Below are 19110 nucleotides of genomic sequence, written 5' to 3' on the forward strand. Positions count from 1 at the left end.
CCTGCAGGAGCGGCCTTGTGTCGCGACAGGGGCGCAAGGCCCCCCCCGCCCAAACCTGGTTTCAACGGCGGGTAGCGCCCTGGTTTTCCTTGGCATTGAGCACTGCCGTGTACTCCCCAGGGTCCGCCCCGTTCAGGTAGTAGTTGCCGACGTTGTGCAGCCGCCAACGGATCGGGTCGTGGGTGGTGTGTACCCGCGCATTGCGCCAGAAGCGATCGAGGTTCCACTTGCTCAGCGACGCGCTCGCGCCCAGCAGCGAGAACAGGTCGCTGGAAATCTTCAGTGACGCCGCATCGGAATGCGCACGGGCGGTGGCCACCGAAAGAATCAGCTCATCCTGCAAGGCTTTGTTTTCCGGGTCGCGCTCGTGATCGTCAAACACCCGCGCGGCCTCGCGCAGCACCGACTCGGCACCGCGCAGGGCCACGGCATATTCACCAACCTGGCGGATCACATGGGGCTCGTCACTGGCGCGCTCGACGCCGCTCTCCACCCAGGCGCGGGCATGCTCGCGCAGGTACTCCACGGCTGCCTGCAAGGCGCCAGCGGCGATGCCGGTGTCGATGGCCGCGTGAAGGATCTGCGGGAAGGTCAGGCCGGTGCGCTTCATCGGCCCGCTGCGGCGGGTCAGGTAGCGCTCGTCGAGCACGATATTGTCGAAATTCACCGTACCGCTCACCGAGTTCTGCTGGCCGAAGGCTTGCCAGTCATCGACCAGGGTCAGCCCGGGGGTGTCACGGTGCAGCAACACGCCAACACCGCCGTCTTCGCTGGCGGCGGTGAGCGAGATCCACTCGGCCAGGTATGAGCCTGTGGAGTAGAACTTGCTGCCGTTGAGCACCCACTGGCCATCGGCGTTGCGTTCGACGCGGGTCTTCAGGGCGAACTTGTTCTTGCCGCCGACTTCGGCCAGGGCATTGCCGAAGCGCTTGCCGGCCAGTACATCGGCGATCAGCCGGTCGCGTACTTCATCCGGGTAGCCGGTAAAGATACCGCGCAGCATCACGTTGTGAATCTGCAGCAACTGGCCGACGCCGCCATCGGCGGTGGACACCAGGCGCACGGTTTCGACCACGGTCTGCACCGAGGCACCGAGGCCGCCGAGCTGGCTGGGCACCGCGATGGCGGTCAGGCCGCTGCTGGACAGCAGCTCGGCCTGGCGGCGGGGAAGTTGGCCGTTGTTGCGCGGGTCGGCGGCCAGTTCGGCGATTTGCGCGGCAACCTCGCGGGCGACTTCGATGGCCTCGGTTTCGCTAGTCAGGCGGCGGGCGGGGGAGGGTTCTATGGCGCTCATTGAGGAATCTCGGTTTGTCTGAAGGGGCCAGTGCGCCTGCTTCGCGGGTAAACCCGCTCCCCCAAGGAACCGCGATGCCTGAGCTTTGCGCGGTTCCCTGTGGGAGCGGGTTCACCCGCGAATGGCCACACCGCGGTCCCAAGCCCTTGAGCAATATCTTTGCCACCCCCTCTTCAGGCCCCATCCTTCAAGGCTTCCACGGCATCTTGCTGCTCCAGCAACAGCGCCTTTGCTGATCTGGCAGCACCCCTCCCGCAATCTTGCTCCCAGCCCAGCAAACGGCGCCCATGAGAAACGGCAGACCCCACGTAAATCAAGGCCTCCAGCGGTTGGCACGCTCACTGCAATGGTGCTTCCACGACGCCCAAGGAGCCACCCCATGTCCCTCGTAACCCCCACCGCAAAACGCCTGGCAGACGACCCGTCCGCCCTGGAGCGTATCTGGTTCACCCGCTGCCCCGTGCCCACCGCCTCAGGTATCGCCTACAAGCTGGGCTGGCTGGAGCAGGAATTCGCCGCCGACGGTCTGCCGGTCTCGACCTTGCAGGAGGCTCGCCAGCTGGGCCACCACCACTACGATCACCAGCTGCCCGGGCTGTTCCGCGAAGGCGGCAACGTACCGGCGTTGGCCGCGCGCGCTGTCGGCTCGCCCAGCCGGCTGATCGGCCTGACCTGGATCGAAGAATGGCAAACCATTCTGGTCCGCCCGGACTCCGGCATCCGCAGCGCCGCCGACCTGCGTGGCAAGCGCCTGGCCCTGCCGGCCTGGGGCGACAGCCGCCCCGGCAGCATCGCCCGGGCCATGAGCCTGCACGGCTACAAAGGCGCCCTGGCGTCGGCTGGCCTGCAGCTGGGTGATGTGCAGTTGGTGGAAGTGGCCCTGCTCGACCAGGCCAACGCTGCAACCCCGCAGCTGGGCCTGCAACGGCTGTGGTCGGGGCTGGAGTACCTGGCACGTGGTGAAGTCGATGCGGTGTACGTGAAGGGCGCGGCAGCGGCAGATGCGGCACGTCGGCTGGGCCTGGTGGTCGGCGTCGACCTCGACCTGCTGGCTGACCCGCGCCACCGCATCAACAACGGCACGCCGCGACCGATCACCGTGCACCAGCGCCTGCTCGACGAGCACTTCGATCTGGTGGTGCGCTTCCTCGCCCAGACCTTGCGTGCCGCAGATTGGGCAGCCAACAACCGCGACGCGCTCAACCGCATCCTCGAAGAAGAAACCCGCGCCGGCAGCCAAGGCGTGGCGCAGGCCTACCGGGGTGACTTCCACACCACCCTGGCGCCTGATCTGTCCGAGCAACGCCTGGCCTTCCTTGGCACGCAAAAGGACTTCCTGTACCTGCACGGCTTCCTCGAGGCCGACTTCGCCATCGCCGACTGGGTCGACCCGCGGCCCCTGCAAGCTGCCCATGAACTGCTGGCCCAGCGCCGCGCCTGACCCGACTGGAGATTGAACATGACCGTACTGATCAACGAACGCCCCGTCACTGCCGAACTGCAAGCCTTCATCGACCAGGTGGTGGCTGAAGCCGAAGCGGCCTTCAGCGTATTCCGCGAAACCAACACCATCACGGCCAATGGCACGGTCGGTTTTATCGAACGCGTGCCCGGCGAAGACCTGCTGGTAGCGGTCAACTACGGCGGCCCGTGGAACCACCGCAAGCCGCTGCAGGCCACGGTGACCGACTTTTCCGGCAACGTCATCGTCGGCAAGGGCAAAGGTGGCCTGGGCCGCTACACCAAGCTGTTCCAGACCCACGCCGACATCACCACCGTGTCACACGTGCACAGCCCGTACCTGGGGGCCTGGGCGCAAACCCACCGTACCTTGCCGTTCCACTATGTGCCGGTGCAGCGCTACCAGCTGGCCCGCGAGCTGCCGGTGTACATCGACCGGCGCCAGGCCGAGGTGGACTTCATCCTCGACAAGATCGCCGAAAACCCGTTCAACCTGGCAATCCTGGAAGCCAATGGCGGCGCCACGGTGTGGGGCAAGCAGGGGCTGCGTGCCACGGCGGAGTTCATCCTGTTGCTGGAGGAGGGCGCGCAGATTCAACTGTTGGCCGATGCCTTGGGTGGGTCGCGGCCATATGGACCGGGGGTGCTGACCCAGCAGTGGAAAATGAGCGGGTTGTATGAGCGGGCAACCGAGCTGGGCCTGGTGCCGGGTATCGATCGGCGTAGCTGATGTGAACGCAGGGGCGCTGGGCGCCCCCCTTGCAGAAAAGGACTCACCCCCATGGCAGTAAAAATACTCTGGTACCTCACCACGCCGGACGGCCCGCACCCCTGGGAGCCTGAAGGCCGCTGGCACACCGACTTCGAGCACCTCAAGCAACTGGCCATCGCCGCTGACCGCCTGGGCTTCTACGGCTCGCTGCTCGGTTCCAGCCCCAATGAAAGCCTGGCCGTGTCGGCAGCGCTGATCGACGCGACCAAGCGCCTGCGCTTCCTGGTAGCCCAACACCCGGGCGAGCTGTCACCAGCCGTGTTGGCCAAATGGGCGCTCACCTTCGACCAGTTCTCCAACGGCCGCCTGCTGTTCAACGTGGTCAACGGCAACGACGCTGGCCTGGCCACCTTGGGCGTGCATTACCCGCACGATGAACGCTACGATTTCAGCCTGGAATACTGGCGTGCCTTCCAACGCTTCTATGCGGGCGACACCGCCGGCTACGACGGCCGCTACGTCAAGCTTTCACCACGTTCGCCGGCGGCCGCTTCCCACCCGCTGGGCGGCTGGCACCCACCGAAGCAGAAGCCTGGCATCCCGCTGTGGGGCGCTGGCACTTCGGCACCGGGCGTTGCCCATTCCGTGCAGCTGCTGGATGTCTACCTGAGTTTCGCCGATACCCCGCAAAAGCTCGGTGACAAATTCCGCCGTGTGGCGGCCGAAGCCGCCAAGATCGGCCGCGAGCTGACCTACGGCACCCGCCTGCAGGTGATCGTGCGCGAGACCGAGGAGGAAGCCTGGGCCCATGCCGAGCGCTTGCTGCAGCGCACCTCGCTGGCCACTGCAAGGGCCGCCATCGAACGCCAGTTGCCGCCCGGGCAAACCATCGACAGTTACGTCAGCGACGACCCGCGCATCCAGCGCAACCTCGACAGCATCCGCGCCGGGCGCCTGCCCACGGCCCGTGAGCTGGAAATCTACCCCAACGTCTGGCTGGGCCCCAGCCTGTTCGGTTTCAACATACTTGGCCCGGCGGCCGGCACCTACCTGGTCGGCAGTGCCGAGCAGGTGGCCGAGCGCATCCGCGAATACGAAGCCCAAGGCACATCGGCCTTCATCCTCTCGGGCTTTCCGCTGATCGACGAGGCCCATCGGGTGGCCGACCTGTTGTTCCCGTTGCTGGACCTGGACCATGGCTTCGACGTACCGCGCCTGGGTGCTGCCAGCAAACCCGGCGTGGCGCAACCGGCGTAAGGAGAGGGTGATGAGCGAGCTGTTTTCGCGCCGGGTGTTTCTCGGCAATAGCCTGGCCGTCGGTGGCGGCCTGCTGCTCGGTGGCGGCCTGCTCAGTGGCTGCGACAGCGGCGCGCCGGCAGCCGCCACGGCGCTGCTGCCGGGTACGCCGGTGCGTGGCGGGCGCTTGCGGGTGGGCATTATCGACGGCGACCAGGCCGGTAACCTCGATGCCCACAAGCCGGTGGGCGGCGGCATCATCCGTGGCTGGGCACTGTACGCCAAGTTCTGGGAATGGAACGCCGATGTCAGCACGCGCCTGGCGCTGGCCGAGTTCGCCGAGCCGAATGCCGATGCCAGTGCCTGGACCATCCGCCTCAAGCCGGGGCTGGAGTTCCACCACGGCAAAAGCATCACCGCCGACGACATGTTGTTCTCGATCCTGCGCCTGACCGACCCGCAACTGGCCTCGCCATTCGCCGGGCTGGTCGGCGCTATCGACCGCCAGGCCCTGCGCAAGCTGGACGAACGCACGATAGAGATCCGCTTCAAGCAGGGGCAGAGCTTCTACCCGCTGGACGAAACGCTGATCAGCTTCGGCGGCATCGTGCCCACCGACTACCATCCGGTGACCAACCCGGTGGGCGCGGGGCCGTACCGGCTGAAAAGCTTCATACCAGGCCAGCGCTCGCTCTACACCCGTTTCGAGCACTACTACAAGCCCGACCGCCCCTATGCGGACGAGCTGGAAATCATCGAATTCAAGGACCAGGTGTCGCGCGCCGCAGCCTTGCGCGCCGGGCAGATCGATGTGGCGAGCGGTGTGCAGGCCGAGCACAGTGCGTTGCTCAAGGCCGACCCACGGCTGCGCTTGTATGCCTCGCCAACCACCTCGTTTACCGGTTTCAACCTGAACCTGGCCAAGGCGCCGTTCCAGGATGTGCGCGTGCGCCAGGCGTTTCGCCTGCTGGCCGACCGCCAGGAGCTGGTGGCGCGTGGTTTGAATGGTTTTGGCCGGGTGGCCAACGACCTGTATTCGCCCCACGACCCCACCTACAACCACGCCATTGCCCAGCGCCCCTACGACCTGGACCAGGCCCGTTCGCTGTTGCGTCAGGCGGGGCAGGACGATTTGCGCGTGGAGCTGACCACCACACCAGGGCCTGGCGTCAACGCCGCGCTGGTGTTTGCCCAGCAGGCTTTGAAGGCCGGGGTGCAGGTGAAGGTCAATCAGGTAGACGGGGCAGTCTTCAACGGGCCGCAGCGTGAGCAATGGCAGTTGTCGCCGAGCTCGACCCCGGCGCGCGGCTTTCTTGCTTCAGCACTGCACAACGATGCGCCGCAGGCCATCTACAACCGCAGCAACTTCCACGACCCACGCTTTACCGAACTGTTCCAGCAGGCCTTGGCGCAGCCCGACCTTGCCCTGCGCAAGGCCCTGGTGCACGAAGCCCAGGCCATCCAGCACGAACGTGGCGGCTTGCTGGTCTGGGGCTTTTGCGACGTGCTCGATGCCGCGTCGGCCAAGGTCGGCGGGCTCACCCCGGAACAGACCACCTTCGCCTCCTGGCGCTTCGACGAACTCTGGTTGAACCCCAATGCCTGATACACGACAAACACCCCGCACGCCGGCCTGGCTGGCCTGGTTCATCGGCCGCCTCGGTTACGGGCTGCTGACCGCCTGGGTGATCAGCCTGGTGGTGTTCATTGCCACCCAGGCACTGCCCTCGGACCCGGCGCGGGTCATTCTTGGCCCGGATGCGCCGCTGCAAAGCATCCTCACGCTGCAACGGCAACTGGGGCTCGACCAGCCGATCCTGTTGCAGTACCTGCGCTGGCTGGGCGCGGCGCTACGCGGTGACCTCGGCATTTCGCTGGACTCCCAGGTGCCGGTGGCGCAGCTGTTGTTTGCCCGCTTGGGCCACACCCTGGCGCTGCTGGCCGGGGTGCTGGCGCTGGTGGTGCCGGTGGCCTTGCTGCTGGGCGTGAGCCTGGCATTGCGGCGCGACAGCCGGGTGGACCGCTGGGGCCTTTCAGCGTTGATCCTGCTCAAGGCCACACCGGGTTTTCTGTTGGCTATCGGCCTGGTGCTGTTGTTCTCCATGCCGGGCATGGGCTGGTTGCCGGCGGTGTCGATCCTCGACCCGCAACTGCCGTTGTGGCGACAGTGGCCGTCGCTGGTGCTGCCGGTGCTGGCCCTGAGCCTGACGGCCCTGCCGTACCTGACGCGGATGGTGCGGGCCTCGATGATCGAGGCGCTGGAATCCGACTATGTGATCGCCGCACGCCTGCGCGGCATTCCCGAGCGGCGCATCGTCTGGCGACACACGTTGCCCAACGCCCTGACACCGGCGATCCAGGGGGTGGCGCTGACCTTGCGTACGCTGGTCGGTGGTGCGTTGCTGGCCGAAGTGATCTTCAGTTTCCCGGGCATCGGCACCACGCTCAACGCGGCAATCCAGATGCGTGACCTGCCGATGATCCAGGGCGTGGTGCTGGTCATCACCCTGGCGGTAGTGCTGATCAATTTGCTCGCCGACCTGTTGACGGTATTGCTCACTCCCAAGCTGCGCACCGCGCGCCGGGTGCGGATGATCCGCCGGGTACGGCGTGGCATCCGCCCGTGGTGGCGCCGTGCACGCAGCACCCCTGCCCAGGAGGCGACCCATGACTGATTGCCGTTGGCTGGCCGACGCGCAGGTACGCCGCGGCGCCGTGATCACCTTGCTGATAACGCTGCTGGCAGCGATCGGCCCCTGGCTGGCGCCGCATGCGCCCACGGCCATGGTCGGGCCGGTGTATGGCGCGCCGGCCGCTGGGGCGCCGCTTGGGCACGATTTTCTTGGCCATGACCTGCTGTCGCGGTTGCTCAGTGGTGGCCTGTCGGTGCTGTGGATGTCGGTGGCTGCGGCCACCCTGGCATTGCTGGTCGGCAGCAGCCTGGGCCTGTTGGCCGGGTTTTCGCGCAGGCGCCTGGACCAGGCGATCAGCTGGGCGGCCGATGTGTCGCTGGCGTTTCCGGACCTGATCCTGGTGCTGCTCATCGTGTCCATGCTCGGCCGTGCGCCGTGGCTGATCGTGCTGACCGTAGCCATTGCCTTCACGCCTGGGGTCGTTCGCCTGGCCCGTGGCAGCGCGGTGGCCGTGGCCGGGCAGGAGTTTGTCGAGGCCGCGCAGATGATGGGCTACCCGCGTTGGCGCATCCTCTTCCAGGAAATCCTGCCAAACATCCTCACGCCGCTGCTGGTGCACTTCGGCAACATGCTGACCTGGGCGGTGGGCATGCTTTCGGGCCTGAGCTTCCTCGGTTACGGCGTGGCGCCGCCGGCTGCCGACTGGGGCCTGATGATCAACGAAAACCAGGCCGGCCTGCTGGTGCAGCCCTGGGCCGTGCTGGCACCGGCGGTGCTGATCGGGGTGTTTGCCTATGGCACCAACATCCTGGCCGAAGGCATTGGCCGGGCCAGTGCACGGGTTGCGGAGAAACAGCCATGAACATGCCGCTGAATAGTGCGGGCGAGGTATTGCGGGTCAGTAACCTGCGGGTAGAACTGGCCGGCCAGGTGGAGGTGCTGGCCGAGGTTTCCTTCAGCCTGGCGGCGGGGGAAATCGTGGGCCTGGTGGGCGAGTCCGGTTCGGGCAAGACCACCTTGGCGACGGCCTTGCTGCGCCATGCCCGACAGGGCGCGCGAATTGTCGGCGGGCAAGTGAGGGTAGCCGGGCAATCGCTGCTGGAACTGCAAGGCGAGGCCTTGCGCCTGGCCCGCGGCGGGCTGGTCGGCTACGTGGCCCAGGACCCGGCCACAGCGCTGAACCCGGCGTTGCGCCTGGGGACCTTGCTGCGTGAAACCCTGTTGGCGCACCAGCCCAGGTTGTCGCGTCAGGCGGTGCGCCAGCGCATCGGCGAAACCCTGGTGGAGGTGGGCCTGCCCGCTGACGATGCCTTCCTGCGCTGTTTCCCGCACCAACTGTCGGGTGGGCAGCAACAGCGGATAATGCTGGCGCTGGCGTTTGTCTTGCGGCCCAGGCTGATCGTGCTCGACGAACCCACCACCGCACTGGACGTTACCACCCAGGCCCATGTGTTGCAGACCCTCAAGCGGCTGTGCCGCGAACACGGTGTGGCGGCGTTGTACGTCACCCACGACCTGGCGGTGGTGCGTGAGCTGGTCGACCGGGTCATGGTGATGTACGCCGGGCGGCTGGTGGAGATGGCCGGGCGCGAGGCGCTGTTTGGCATCCCCGCGCACCCTTACACCCGTGCCTTGCTCGCGGCCATCCCTGACGTTGTTCGTCGCCAGCCGTTGCAGGCCATTGCCGGGCATGCGCCAGCACCCGGGCAGCGCCCGCATGGCTGTGCGTTTGCGCCACGCTGCGACAGGCGTCGTGCCGAGTGTTCGGTGATCGAGCCGCCGTTGCTGACGCTGGGTGGCAAGCACCAGGTCGCCTGCCTGTTGCCGCACCAGGAACCGCGGCGCCTTGGGCTGGAGGCTGTCGAGGCGCTATCGGTACCGAGCGAAGCGGTGTTGCTGGAGGTTCGCGGGCTGGATGTCGCTTACGATCGCCAGGTGCTGTTCGATGTCTCATTGTCTGTGGGGCAAGGGGAGTGCCTGGCACTGGTGGGTGAGTCGGGCTCGGGCAAGACCAGCCTGGCCAGGGCCATTGCCGGGCTGGGCGAGAACGTTCAGGGGCATATGCGTTACGCCGGCGAGCCTCTGGCATTTGCGGCGCGCCAACGTGATGCCCGGTTGCGTCACCAGATCCAGTATGTATTTCAGAACCCTTATCGGGCCTTGAACCCCAGGCAGACGATCGCGCAAACCCTCAGCGCGCCGTTGGCGCACTTTTTCGGGGTACGGGGTAGTGACGCGCGCCGTCGGGTCGAGGCGGTGCTGGAGCGGGTGTCGCTGCCGGCACGCGTGGCCGACTTGTTCCCGCATAGCTTGTCGGGTGGGGAACGCCAGCGGGTGGCGATTGCCCGGGCGCTGATCTGCGAGCCGAAGTTGCTGGTGTGTGACGAGATCACTTCCGCGCTGGATGTGTCGGTGCAGGCGTCGATTCTGGCCTTGCTGCAGCGTTTGCAGGGGGAGGGGCTGACTTTGTTGTTCGTCACCCATGACCTTGGGGTGGTGCGGGCGATTGCCGATCGGGTACTGGTGCTGCGTCAGGGGCGAGTGGTGGAGCAGGGCAGTGCCGAGCAGGTACTGGATCGGCCGGCTGATGCCTACACGCAAGAATTGCTGGCGCATTCGCCGAGCCTGGGTGGGGATGGCAGCGGCTTCACCCGCGAACACGGGTGAAGCCTTGCACATGCAGCGCAATTACCCCACAAACCGTGCCTGGCGCCGGCGCACTTCCTCGCGTACCGCCGGGATCACCCAGCGGCCGTAGTCCACCGTGTCATACAACGGGTCATAACCTCGGTTGAGAAAGGTACTCACCCCAAGGTCGACATAATCGAGCAACGCCTGGGCTACAGTCTCCGGCGTGCCCACCAGCGCGGTGGTATCGCCATAGGCACCCACCGCAGTCGCCGTCGGCATCCACAACGCCCGATCGTGCCGGTCGCCGCGGGCGGCGGCGGCGAGCAGGCGTTCGGAACCGGTGCCCTTGATGCGCTTCTGCCAGGGGCTGCCTGCCGCGAACTGCGGGTTGGCCTTGATCTGTGCGAGGATCTGTTCGGCGCGTTGCCAGGCCAGCTCCTCGGTGGCCCCCAGGATCAGCCGCACCGACAAGCTCACCCTTGGCGCCGTCACGCCTGCGGCGTTCGCGGCAGCCTTGAGCTTGCCGATCTGTTCGGCGACGCCGCTCAGCGGCTCACCCCACAAGGCATACAGGTCGGCATGCTTGACCGCGATCTGGTAGGCGATGTCGGACGAGCCACCGAAGGAGATCGGGATATGTGGCTGCTGCAAAGGTTTCACCGGTGAGAAAGCGCCCTTGATGTTGAAGTAGCGGCCCTCGAAGTCGAACGGCTCCTCGGCCGTCCAGGTACGACGGACAATCTCAAGGTATTCGTCAGCACGCCGGTAGCGCTCGGTCTTGTCCAGCAGCGTGTCCCCCTCTTGCGGCTCGGCGGTAATGCCGGTGATCGCATGCAGGCGGATGCGCCCGCCGCCGGTGGTGTGGTCGAGGGTGGCGAATGCCCGTGCAGCCACCGTGGGCGCGGTCAGGGCCGGGCGGTGGGCGATCATGAAACCAAGGCGTTCGGTGTGCGCGGCAGCATAGGCGGCAATCTGCAGGCTGTCGGCGCTGCCAGGGCCGCTGGCGATCAGCACCCGGTCGAACCCGGCATGCTCATGGGCACGGGCGTGGTGACGGATGAACGGCAAGTCGAAGTCCGCTGTTCGGATGCCACGGGTCTCGGACCACTGGCGGGGGAAGATCATGCCGACGAATTCAATGGACATGGCGGGGGCCTTTCAGGTTGAGGGTGATCAGAACTGGTAATCGACCTGGGCCAGCAGCGTGCGGCCCGGCATCGGTTGCAGGAACGTGTTGGTCGAACCGGCCAGGCCACTGACGAAATTCAGCTCGTCGGTGACGTTGAGCATGCGCACCGTCACACCCCACTGCGGCTGGCGGTAGTACACGGCAAGGTCGAGGTTGTATTCGTCCGGCACTTTCACCGTCTTGCTCAGGTTCAGGTACCAGCTGCTGGTCCACCAGCCGGAAAGCTCGGCGCCAAACCCGGAATCGAAGCGGTAGTCGATATAGCCACCGGCGTTGTATTCAGGAATCTGCACGGCATCGAACTTGCCGGACGGGCGCTGGTTGAGGCTGTTGTTGTCGCCGAATACGGTGCCGTTGTCGGGGATGAACCCGGCCGAGGCGAACCCGGCCTGGCTGGTGAACTCGTTGTAGGCGCTGATGCGGCTGAGGTTGAGGCCGCCGCGCAGGTGCTGGTCCTGGTAGCGCAGGGTCGCTTCCCAGCCTTTGACGATCAGCCGGGCAATGTTGTTGTTGCTGTCTGGCGACTGGTCGCGGGCCTGCCGGTAGGCCGCCAGGGTCAGGAACAGCTGGTCGGGTACCGCCTCTACCTTCAAACCTGCCTCATGCAGCACGCTCAGGCTTTCGAAGGCCAGCGGGTTGAGCAGGTTGGCCCCGCTGCCACTGCCCCAGCCCAGGCCGTTGGTGAAGAAGCCGGTGTTCACCGCCAGCGAGCGGTCGAAGGTGTAATACAGGGTGCTGTTTTGCGTGGGTTTGAAGTAGGGGCTGACTTGCACCGAGAACAACCGGTAGTTGTTCGAGTCCTTGCGCGGGTTGCCGCCGGGCAGCACGAAGGGGTTTTCGATGCGCGCGTCGATCCAGCTGCGGCTGGCGCCAACGTTCAGGCCCAGGCGCTCGCCCAGGCGCAGGTTGTGCTGGCTGAACAAGGTCTTGGTGGCCCAGGTGCTGTCGGCGGTGTACGGCGCCACCGATTCGGCATACAGGCCGTGCCCGGCCGGGTACATGGCGGGCAGGTTGAGCCAGCCGTAGTAGCTGGAGAACTGCGGCACGCCAGGTTGGCCGATCCATGCAGCGTTGCCACCGGCGGGGTTGCGGCCGCTCAGGCCGAGCAGGTCGCCGGGGTTCTTCAAGGTCGGGTCGAGGGTCAGGTCGTAGGCGTTGATGGTGCTGCCGAAGCTGTTGTTGGCGGCGATCGACTCGTTGCGCTCGCGGCGGTAGATCAGCCCGCTGTTGCTGTCGTCGATCAGGGTCAGGTCGCCCAGCTGCCATTGGCCGCGGGCGCGGAACTCGAAGCGGTTGTCGAAGATGTCGTCCTTGCCCTGCACCTGGAACGCGCCCACGGCGTCGGTGGTGTCAGTGGAGTGTTGGAAGAACGTACTGTTGGCCAGGGTGATCGAAGAGGTCAGGTCACCTTCGACACGCAATTGCGTGGTGAAGCGCCGCGAGCGGTTTTCATCCTGCGCACGCTGGCCGGTCTGCGATGACAGCGAAGTCAGGCCATTACCGGCAAGCGACGGGTCGTAGACCCAGCCTCGCAGGGAGCCGGGGTTGGCCTGGGTGTTGGGTGACGCGCCGCGGAAGCTGCCGTCGACCACCTGATACTGGCCTTGGGCGTTGCGCTGTCGCTGCACCCAGCCAAGCACCTGAGCGTCTGCAGCGCCGGACGACAGCACGGGTGACCATAATGTGGTGCCGTTCTGAATGATCGGCGTGGCGCGGCCGGCGTAGTACTTGCCGTGGTCGACCAGGTCCTGGGTGGCTCGGTTCCAGCCGTGGGTGATGTTGTAGTCGTAGTAGTCGTCGTAGGCGGCGTTCCAGTCCACCCGCAGGTTGTCATTGCGCCAGGCCAGCGCACCGTAGAAGGCGTCGAAGTTGTTCTCGACGTTGTCGTAGAAGTCATCCTGGCGCTGGCGGGTGATGCTTACCCGGTAGGCCAGGTCTTCGGCCAGCGGGCCGGTGTTGTCGATGCTGAACTTGCTGGCATCGCGTGACTCGCCGTCGGGGATCCAGCTGCCGATCTCACCGCTGAGCTTGGTGCGGTAACGGTTGAAGTCGGGCTTCTTGCTCAGGTAGTTGACGTAGCCGCCGCTGCCGCTGACCGAGCCGTAGGTCACCGACGACGGCCCGGCGACGATGTCGGCGCCCTCGTAGGCGTTGAAGTTGGCAGGGTGGCGAACGCCGTAGGCGCGCTGGCCATCCTGGAATACCTCGGTGTTCTGCCCGCGCATCTGCGGGGCGATGCCGGCGTTCTGACCACCGCCGCGCGTGATGCCGGGGGCGTACTTGACCAGGTCGTCGGAGCTACGGATCGGGTCGTTGGCCAGTTGTTCGGCATTGATCTGGGTGACCGAGCGCGGGGTGTCGAGCACTTTGGCTTCCAGGCCGCCGTAGATCGAGGCAGGCGGACGGGTGGGCAGGGCGTCGTCGTCGCGCTGCTCGGCCTGCACGGTGACGGTTTGCAGCTGAGTGTCTTCGGCGTGGGCCAGCGGCGAGCTGGCGGCCAGGACGGCCAGCGCCAGGGCGCTGGGCTGGAATCTTGGGTGCAGCAAGGTAACGCGGGGCATTGGCTGGGCCTCGTTCAATAGTAGGAATGTGGGAGAAACGAGGGCGCAGCCGCGCCTGCGGTTATGGATTGCCGTGATGTGCTACACGGTCTCTGTGAGGGCGGGCAAACCCGCTCCCACAGGGGGAGGGGGCACGCTGGAGCTCAGGTTTTCAGCCATAGGCTCTCGAACCGCCAGGTACTGAACAGCGACTGCTCTGCCTGCGCGCCACCCACGCGGGTGCTGACGCTGTCGAGCAGGTCGGCAAAGCCCCAGATCAGCATGCCGCCGCGTTCGTACTGAATGCGTTGTGCCCGGTGCACCAGTGCCTTGCGTTGCTCCAGGTCCGGTTGGGCCATGGCGGCAAGGAAGGCCTCGCTGAATTCGCGGTCGTGAAAGTGGGTCTTGTTGGCCACCGCGAACGGCGCATCGGTGTGGATGGCGCTGGCCAGGAACGGCGCACCGATGCTGCCGCCGGTACTCAAGGTCCAGTCATCGCGCTGCGGTCCCTGGAAGGTGGCCAGGTCGACCTGGCGCACGTTGAGTGTCACGCCGATGCGCCGGGCCTGTTCGGCCAGCACCAGGGCCGAAGCCAGGCCCGGTCCAGGGGTGGTCACCAGCTCCACCTGCAACTGTTCATGGCCGGCTTCGCGCAGCAACTGCGCTGCGCGCTGCGGGTCATGGGGGCGCGGGCCGATGCTGTGGTCGAAGGTTGGGTCGAACGGTGCATACAGGTCGTTGGCCACCCGGCCCTGGCCATTCAGCGCACGGCGCACCAGCTCCTCACGGTCGGCCAGCAGGCGGAACGCCTCGCGCACCCGTGGGTCGTCGAACGGCGCCTTGGCGGTGTTCATGTCGAACGACAACCAGTTGCCGCTCACCGACTTCAGCAGGCGCAGCCGTGGGTCGGCTTGCAGGACCTGCAGGTGTTCGGTGGACATGACGTTGGCCATGTCGATCTGCCCGGCGCGCAGCGCCGCCAGGCGGCCGGTCTGGTCCTTGAAGTCGATGATTTCCAATTCATCGGCATACGGTTTGCCAGGCTTGTAGTAATTGTCGAAGCGGGTGAACAGCGAGCGCTGGCCTGGGGTGAAGCTTTTCAGTTTGTACGGCCCGGCGCCGACCGGGTTGGTGACCGGGTGGTAGTCCACCGGCACGATGCCGCCGAAGTTGACCCAGGTTTCCGGCAGTGGCAGGTAGCTGCGCCCCTCGCGAAAGCCCAGGCGCACGGTACGCTCATCCAGCTTGACCAGGTTGTCGCGGTCCACCCAGTGCAGCAGCGCCGCATAGGGCGAGGCCAGCTGCGGGTCGGTGAGGCGGCGGATGGAGAAGATCAAATCGTCGGCGTCGATGGTCTTGCCGTGGTGGAACTCCAGCCCCGGCTTCAGGCGCAAGGTCCAGCTGCTGGCGTTGGCATTGGGCTCGGCGAACTCGGCCAAGGCCAGGCGCGGCTGCATCTGCTCGTCCCATTCCCACAGCTTGCTGTACAGGGCAAAGCCACGCACGATGCCGCTGCCGACAGGCTTGTGGGCGTCGAGGTTGCCGCTCTGGCTGCCGTCGATGATGCCCAGGCGCAGGCGCCCGCCATGGCGTGGCTCGTCGGCCACGCCAGGGTTCGGGTTGTCGGCGGGGCCGCAGCCGGCCAACAGCCCGCCGGCCAGTACGCCGGCGTGGCCGAGAAAGCTGCGCCGGCTCAGTGGGTAACCGTCCCAGGCCATGGCGTCAGGCTCCGTTGCTGGCGTGCAGTGGCACGGGTTCGGCTAGCGGGCGGGCAAGGGCTGCACGCTGCTCACGAAAGTGCGGCAGGATGTGCTCACCGATGCGGTAGGCTTCTTCCAGGTGCGGGTAGCCGGCGAGGAAGAACAGATCGACACCGATGCCGTGGTACTCGCGGATACGCGCCACCACGTTGGCATAGCTGCCCACCAGCGCGCAGCCCGGTGGGATGCCGATGTAGCCGAAGCCGGTCCATACGTTGGGGTGGATGAAGAAGTCGTCGAAGGCCTGTTGTTCGTCCTTGTCGTTGTAGTCATGCTCGTAGCTCAGCTTGCGCGCCGTGCGCAGGCCGGCGTGAGCAGCGCGGGCCTTGACCGTGCCCTTGGCCACCCCCTCGTCGAAGAACCGCTTGGCCTCGGCCAGCGCTGCGTCTTCGGTTTCGCGGGCGATCACGTCGATGGACAGGCCGAAGCGAATATCGGTGCGGCCCCACTTCAGCGCGCGGGCGCGGATATCTGCGATCAGCGCGGCAATCTCGTCCGGGTGTTCAGCGCGCATCAGGTAGAAGTCGGCGTGCTTGGCGGCGAACTCCCGTGCTGCCACCGACGAGCCGGCCGTGCAGATCAGCGGCAGCTCGGCCTTTTTCAGCGGGCCGCGCAGGCCACCGCCTTCGGCGCGGTAGTAAGTGCCTTGGTAATGGAACTGCTCGTGGTGCCAGTAGCCGCGCACCACGTCCATGAACTCGGTGGCGCGGGCGTAGCGCTGGTCATGGTCTTCGAAGTCGCCGACCTGGCGCTGGATGGCATCCGAGCCGCCGTTGATGATGTTCCACACCAGGCGGTTGCCGGTGGCGCGCTGGTAGGTCGCGGCCTGCTGCACGGCCACCCAGGGGGTGTAGTGATAGGGTTGGAACGCGGTGACGAACTTCAGCGTGCGGGTTTCCCGGGCCAGTAGCGAGCACACCGTCCACGGTTCTTCGCCAGTGGGGGCGTTGACCATCAGCGCGCCGCCAAAGCCGTTTATTTCAGCGGCGCGGGCGATTTGGCCGAGGTAGTCGATATAGGTGAAGTGGTCACCCACGGCAAACCCCGACACCGCACCGGTGCTGAGCCCGCCCGCATGCCAGTCGCCGCGGTTGCGGGGGTCGCCGGGGAGAAACTGGGTTTCGCCATGCAGGGGCAGGCGGGTAAAGAATTCGATGCTCATGGGCTGGCCTCCTTACTGGACGCTTGGGCTGCAATTGGGGGTGACCGGCTGGTCGCTGATGACCTGGCGAGCGAACGGGATGGAGTCCTTCAGCGACGCATTCACCGTTTCGCTATGGCCCAGGCCCTTGTACAGGTGGCCCTGCACCACCGAGCCGGCTTTGCAGGCATCCTGCATCAGCGCGACCTGGGTGGCGGCAGCGGGGGTCTTGTCCTCGGCGCCGGTGCCAATGAAGATCGGCTGGGCAAGCTTCAGGGTCGGGTACGACACCTGCGCCAACCATGGCTTGAGCTGGTCGCCCTTGTAGTCTTTCTTGGCGTTGGCCGGGGTCAGGCCGGTGCCGACCACGTCGCTGACCAATGCCGACAGGCAGCTGGTGCGCGCTTGCTCGAACAGCGGCAGGGCCTTGTCGGTGTAGAAGTCGCGCGGGTCGATGCTCGGGTCATACTGCTGCGCGGCCAGCAGGGTGTAGAAGCCATAGGCCAGGGCCGGGTCGACCTTGTCCTGGTCCTGTTCACCAACGTTCTTGGCGCCCACGGTGTAGATCACACCCGTGCCGATACTGCCCTTGACGCCCAGCTTGGGCGCGTAAGTCGCTGCATAGGCCCCGGCGGCAAAGGCCCCGGCACCCCCTTGCGACTGGCCAATGATCAACACCTTGTCGGCCAGCCCCGGCACGCCGGCGACCACGGCCTTGGCCGCATCGAGAATGCCGTAGGCGGCCATGCGGTTGTTCAGCAGCGGGTGGCCGCCCGGCACACCGAGGCCCTGGTAGTCAGTGGCGACAATGGCATAGCCTTCATCGAGCCAGCGATTGAGGTATTGCACGTCGCGGTAGCTGCGGCCAGCCCAGGACGGCGCGCAGATATCCGCCACGCCGACGGTGCCATGGCCCCAGCTGGCGACCGGCCAGCCGCCCGCAGGTGCCTTGCCTTTGGGGATGAACAGCGCACCGGAAACCACGATTGGGGTCTTGCCGTCGATACCATCGAGCGAGGTGTATAGGATGCGTTGCGCGCTGGCCGCATTTGGCAGGCTGATGGCCTGCTCCAGCGGTTCGCTGCGCAGCAGTTTGCCGGGCGTGGCGGGGATTGCCTTGGTCCAGGTGTAGAAGGCCGACACACGGCCATCGCCCTGTTGCGGGTCTGGTTTGGGGGCGTAGGTTTCGGCGGCCATGGCGCCGATTGACAGTGCCAGGGCGCTGAGACCGAAGACGAGCGAAGCAGGCAGTTTCATGGGAAAGTCTCTCAAGGTTGTTGGCTGATCTGGGCGTCGAGGGATGGCCAGTAATGGGTCAGTTGCAGGTCGATCAACGCCTGGCGGGTAAAGCCCGTGGCCAGGTCGCTGGTAATGTCGTAGGGCGTGCGGATCAGCCGGTTGGCCAGGGCGTACTGGCCAAGGGCGTCGTAGTGGGCCTTGAGCTGGGCATCGCTTTTCGGTGCCCAGCGCGCCTTCCAGGCCACCGGGTCGTCCTGGTCGTCACGGCGCAGCACGCTTTCGCTGACGCCGGCGCGCGAGGACAGCGCGTAGTAGGCGTCGCGGTTCTGCTCCTGGGAGATCCACCAGGCCGCTCGCACCCAGGCTGTGGCCACCAATTGCGTCAGGTCGGCGTGCTGCTGCACGAAGCGGTCGGTGCCCCACAGGTCGGATACCAGCCGCCAGTCGTTGGCACCTTGTTTGGTCGACCAGAGGATGCGCGCCACGCCTTTGTCTTCCAGGGCGTAGGCTTCGTTGAGCAGCACGGCGGCATCCACTTTACCGGCAGACACCGCAGCGGCACCGACCTGCGGGTTGAGGTTGGCGATCTTGAAGTCGCTCAGTTGCAGGCCCTGGCTCTGCAGGAAATTGCTGAAGGCGAATTCCCATGGCCGGCCGCGGTGCAGCGCCAGGCGTTTGCCCTTGAGGTCCTGGATGCTGCGTGCCGTGGAATTGCTCGGCACCACCAGGTAGATGTTGTTGCCGCTGCCGCCCGGCACCACCAGCTTGCCCGGTACCTGGCCGGCACCGGCGATGACCGAGGGCAGGTCGCCGCGTACGGCAAAGTCCAGGCTGTCGTTGCTGAAGCCTTCGTTGATCTGCGGCCCGGCGCCGGCATGGGGCAGGGCGGTCCATTGCAGTTTCACGCCGCGAGCGGCCAGTTGCTGTTCCAGCCAGCCTTCTTCGATCACCCGCCCAGGGATGCCGCCAAACACTGGCGCACCGCCCTGGGTGAAGGCGACGATGGCGATGCGCACCGCCGCCGGTGGCTCGGCTGCCAGCGCAGCCAGGCTGAGGAACAGGCCGCCCAGCAGGGCGAGGGCGTGACGCCAGGGATTGTTCATGTGCAGCTCCAGGCAAAGGTTCTACAGGCCAGGAGCGAAATGCATGCCAGCATGCTGTGAAGTGGCTACAGCCCTTTATCTACAGGGCCTCCAGCCATAAGCAAGGGGCCGTGAAGAGCAAGGGCTGCTGATCGGCGGGCAGGGCAGTGCTGGCGGATTGCTGCTGTAGCA

Annotated in this window: 14 protein-coding genes; 7 read left to right on the forward strand and 7 right to left on the reverse strand. The window is 66.2% G+C overall.

The features are described 5' to 3' along the window. Window positions 1-61: 61 nt before the first annotated feature. Complete coding sequence (locus tag ACIPZ5_RS02200) at window positions 62-1294, reverse strand: acyl-CoA dehydrogenase family protein (RefSeq protein ID WP_400806366.1); 1233 nt, start codon at window positions 1292-1294, stop codon at window positions 62-64. A 379-nt stretch (window positions 1295-1673) separates the two neighbouring features. Here ACIPZ5_RS02200 and ACIPZ5_RS02205 point away from each other — a divergent pair, with 379 nt between their 5' ends. Genes ACIPZ5_RS02205 through ACIPZ5_RS02235 form a run of 7 tightly spaced genes read left to right on the forward strand, consistent with a single transcriptional unit; the run spans window position 1674 to window position 10003 of the window. After that, complete coding sequence (locus ACIPZ5_RS02205; RefSeq protein ID WP_400806368.1) at window positions 1674-2735, forward strand: ABC transporter substrate-binding protein; 1062 nt, start codon at window positions 1674-1676, stop codon at window positions 2733-2735. A gap of 18 nt (window positions 2736-2753) precedes the next feature. Next, window positions 2754-3485 carry a class II aldolase/adducin family protein gene (locus tag ACIPZ5_RS02210; RefSeq protein ID WP_343594919.1) on the forward strand — a complete coding sequence of 244 codons (732 nt, stop codon included), beginning with the start codon at window positions 2754-2756 and terminating at the stop codon, window positions 3483-3485. A gap of 51 nt (window positions 3486-3536) precedes the next feature. Continuing rightward, a complete protein-coding gene (locus ACIPZ5_RS02215; RefSeq protein WP_400806371.1) occupies window positions 3537-4724 on the forward strand; it encodes an LLM class flavin-dependent oxidoreductase in 1188 nt (395 codons plus the stop codon). 10 nt (window positions 4725-4734) lie between these two features. Next, complete coding sequence (locus ACIPZ5_RS02220; RefSeq protein WP_343594923.1) at window positions 4735-6309, forward strand: ABC transporter substrate-binding protein; 1575 nt, start codon at window positions 4735-4737, stop codon at window positions 6307-6309. Continuing rightward, the gene (locus ACIPZ5_RS02225; protein ID WP_261940703.1) at window positions 6302-7378 is read left to right on the forward strand and encodes an ABC transporter permease; all 1077 of its coding nucleotides are present in this window, start codon (window positions 6302-6304) and stop codon (window positions 7376-7378) included. The genes ACIPZ5_RS02220 and ACIPZ5_RS02225 overlap by 8 nt, the downstream gene beginning before the upstream one ends. Continuing rightward, window positions 7371-8198, forward strand: coding sequence for an ABC transporter permease (locus ACIPZ5_RS02230; protein WP_400806375.1), 828 nt, complete (start codon window positions 7371-7373; stop codon window positions 8196-8198). The genes ACIPZ5_RS02225 and ACIPZ5_RS02230 overlap by 8 nt, the downstream gene beginning before the upstream one ends. Beyond that, window positions 8195-10003 (forward strand): dipeptide ABC transporter ATP-binding protein, encoded by a 1809-nt coding sequence (locus ACIPZ5_RS02235; RefSeq protein WP_400806377.1) that lies wholly within the window; start codon window positions 8195-8197, stop codon window positions 10001-10003. Before ACIPZ5_RS02230 ends, ACIPZ5_RS02235 begins: the two co-directional genes overlap by 4 nt. A gap of 21 nt (window positions 10004-10024) precedes the next feature. Here the strand turns inward: ACIPZ5_RS02235 and ACIPZ5_RS02240 are convergent, their stop codons facing one another. The 6 genes from ACIPZ5_RS02240 to ACIPZ5_RS02265 form a co-directional block, all read right to left on the reverse strand. After that, the gene (locus ACIPZ5_RS02240; protein ID WP_261940700.1) at window positions 10025-11113 is read right to left on the reverse strand and encodes an LLM class flavin-dependent oxidoreductase; all 1089 of its coding nucleotides are present in this window, start codon (window positions 11111-11113) and stop codon (window positions 10025-10027) included. A 27-nt stretch (window positions 11114-11140) separates the two neighbouring features. Further along, window positions 11141-13717, reverse strand: coding sequence for a TonB-dependent receptor plug domain-containing protein (locus ACIPZ5_RS02245; protein ID WP_400806380.1), 2577 nt, complete (start codon window positions 13715-13717; stop codon window positions 11141-11143). A gap of 143 nt (window positions 13718-13860) precedes the next feature. Beyond that, the gene (locus ACIPZ5_RS02250; RefSeq protein ID WP_400806383.1) at window positions 13861-15414 is read right to left on the reverse strand and encodes an ABC transporter substrate-binding protein; all 1554 of its coding nucleotides are present in this window, start codon (window positions 15412-15414) and stop codon (window positions 13861-13863) included. A 4-nt stretch (window positions 15415-15418) separates the two neighbouring features. Next, entirely contained in the window at window positions 15419-16618 is a 1200-nt protein-coding gene (locus tag ACIPZ5_RS02255) for an LLM class flavin-dependent oxidoreductase (protein ID WP_400806385.1), read from the reverse strand. Window positions 16619-16630: 12 nt separating this feature from the next. Beyond that, window positions 16631-17854, reverse strand: coding sequence for a lipase family protein (locus tag ACIPZ5_RS02260; RefSeq protein ID WP_400806388.1), 1224 nt, complete (start codon window positions 17852-17854; stop codon window positions 16631-16633). Window positions 17855-17865: 11 nt separating this feature from the next. Further along, window positions 17866-18939, reverse strand: coding sequence for an ABC transporter substrate-binding protein (locus ACIPZ5_RS02265; protein ID WP_343594937.1), 1074 nt, complete (start codon window positions 18937-18939; stop codon window positions 17866-17868). Between the last annotated feature and the right edge of the window lie 171 nt (window positions 18940-19110).

Source organism: Pseudomonas sp. NPDC089428 (assembly GCF_044749325.1).
GTDB lineage: Bacteria > Pseudomonadota > Gammaproteobacteria > Pseudomonadales > Pseudomonadaceae > Aquipseudomonas.

Excerpts from the sequence above, each read along its gene's own strand:
- ACIPZ5_RS02200 (WP_400806366.1), bottom strand. The coding sequence starts at position 1,294 with ATGAGCGCCATAGAACCCTCCCCCGCCCGCCGCCTGACTAGCGAAACC.
- ACIPZ5_RS02205 (WP_400806368.1), top strand. The coding sequence starts at position 1,674 with ATGTCCCTCGTAACCCCCACCGCAAAACGCCTGGCAGACGACCCGTCC.
- ACIPZ5_RS02210 (WP_343594919.1), top strand. The coding sequence starts at position 2,754 with ATGACCGTACTGATCAACGAACGCCCCGTCACTGCCGAACTGCAAGCC.
- ACIPZ5_RS02215 (WP_400806371.1), top strand. The coding sequence starts at position 3,537 with ATGGCAGTAAAAATACTCTGGTACCTCACCACGCCGGACGGCCCGCAC.
- ACIPZ5_RS02220 (WP_343594923.1), top strand. The coding sequence starts at position 4,735 with ATGAGCGAGCTGTTTTCGCGCCGGGTGTTTCTCGGCAATAGCCTGGCC.
- ACIPZ5_RS02225 (WP_261940703.1), top strand. The coding sequence starts at position 6,302 with ATGCCTGATACACGACAAACACCCCGCACGCCGGCCTGGCTGGCCTGG.
- ACIPZ5_RS02230 (WP_400806375.1), top strand. The coding sequence starts at position 7,371 with ATGACTGATTGCCGTTGGCTGGCCGACGCGCAGGTACGCCGCGGCGCC.
- ACIPZ5_RS02235 (WP_400806377.1), top strand. The coding sequence starts at position 8,195 with ATGAACATGCCGCTGAATAGTGCGGGCGAGGTATTGCGGGTCAGTAAC.
- ACIPZ5_RS02240 (WP_261940700.1), bottom strand. The coding sequence starts at position 11,113 with ATGTCCATTGAATTCGTCGGCATGATCTTCCCCCGCCAGTGGTCCGAG.
- ACIPZ5_RS02245 (WP_400806380.1), bottom strand. The coding sequence starts at position 13,717 with ATGCCCCGCGTTACCTTGCTGCACCCAAGATTCCAGCCCAGCGCCCTG.
- ACIPZ5_RS02250 (WP_400806383.1), bottom strand. The coding sequence starts at position 15,414 with ATGGCCTGGGACGGTTACCCACTGAGCCGGCGCAGCTTTCTCGGCCAC.
- ACIPZ5_RS02255 (WP_400806385.1), bottom strand. The coding sequence starts at position 16,618 with ATGAGCATCGAATTCTTTACCCGCCTGCCCCTGCATGGCGAAACCCAG.
- ACIPZ5_RS02260 (WP_400806388.1), bottom strand. The coding sequence starts at position 17,854 with ATGAAACTGCCTGCTTCGCTCGTCTTCGGTCTCAGCGCCCTGGCACTG.
- ACIPZ5_RS02265 (WP_343594937.1), bottom strand. The coding sequence starts at position 18,939 with ATGAACAATCCCTGGCGTCACGCCCTCGCCCTGCTGGGCGGCCTGTTC.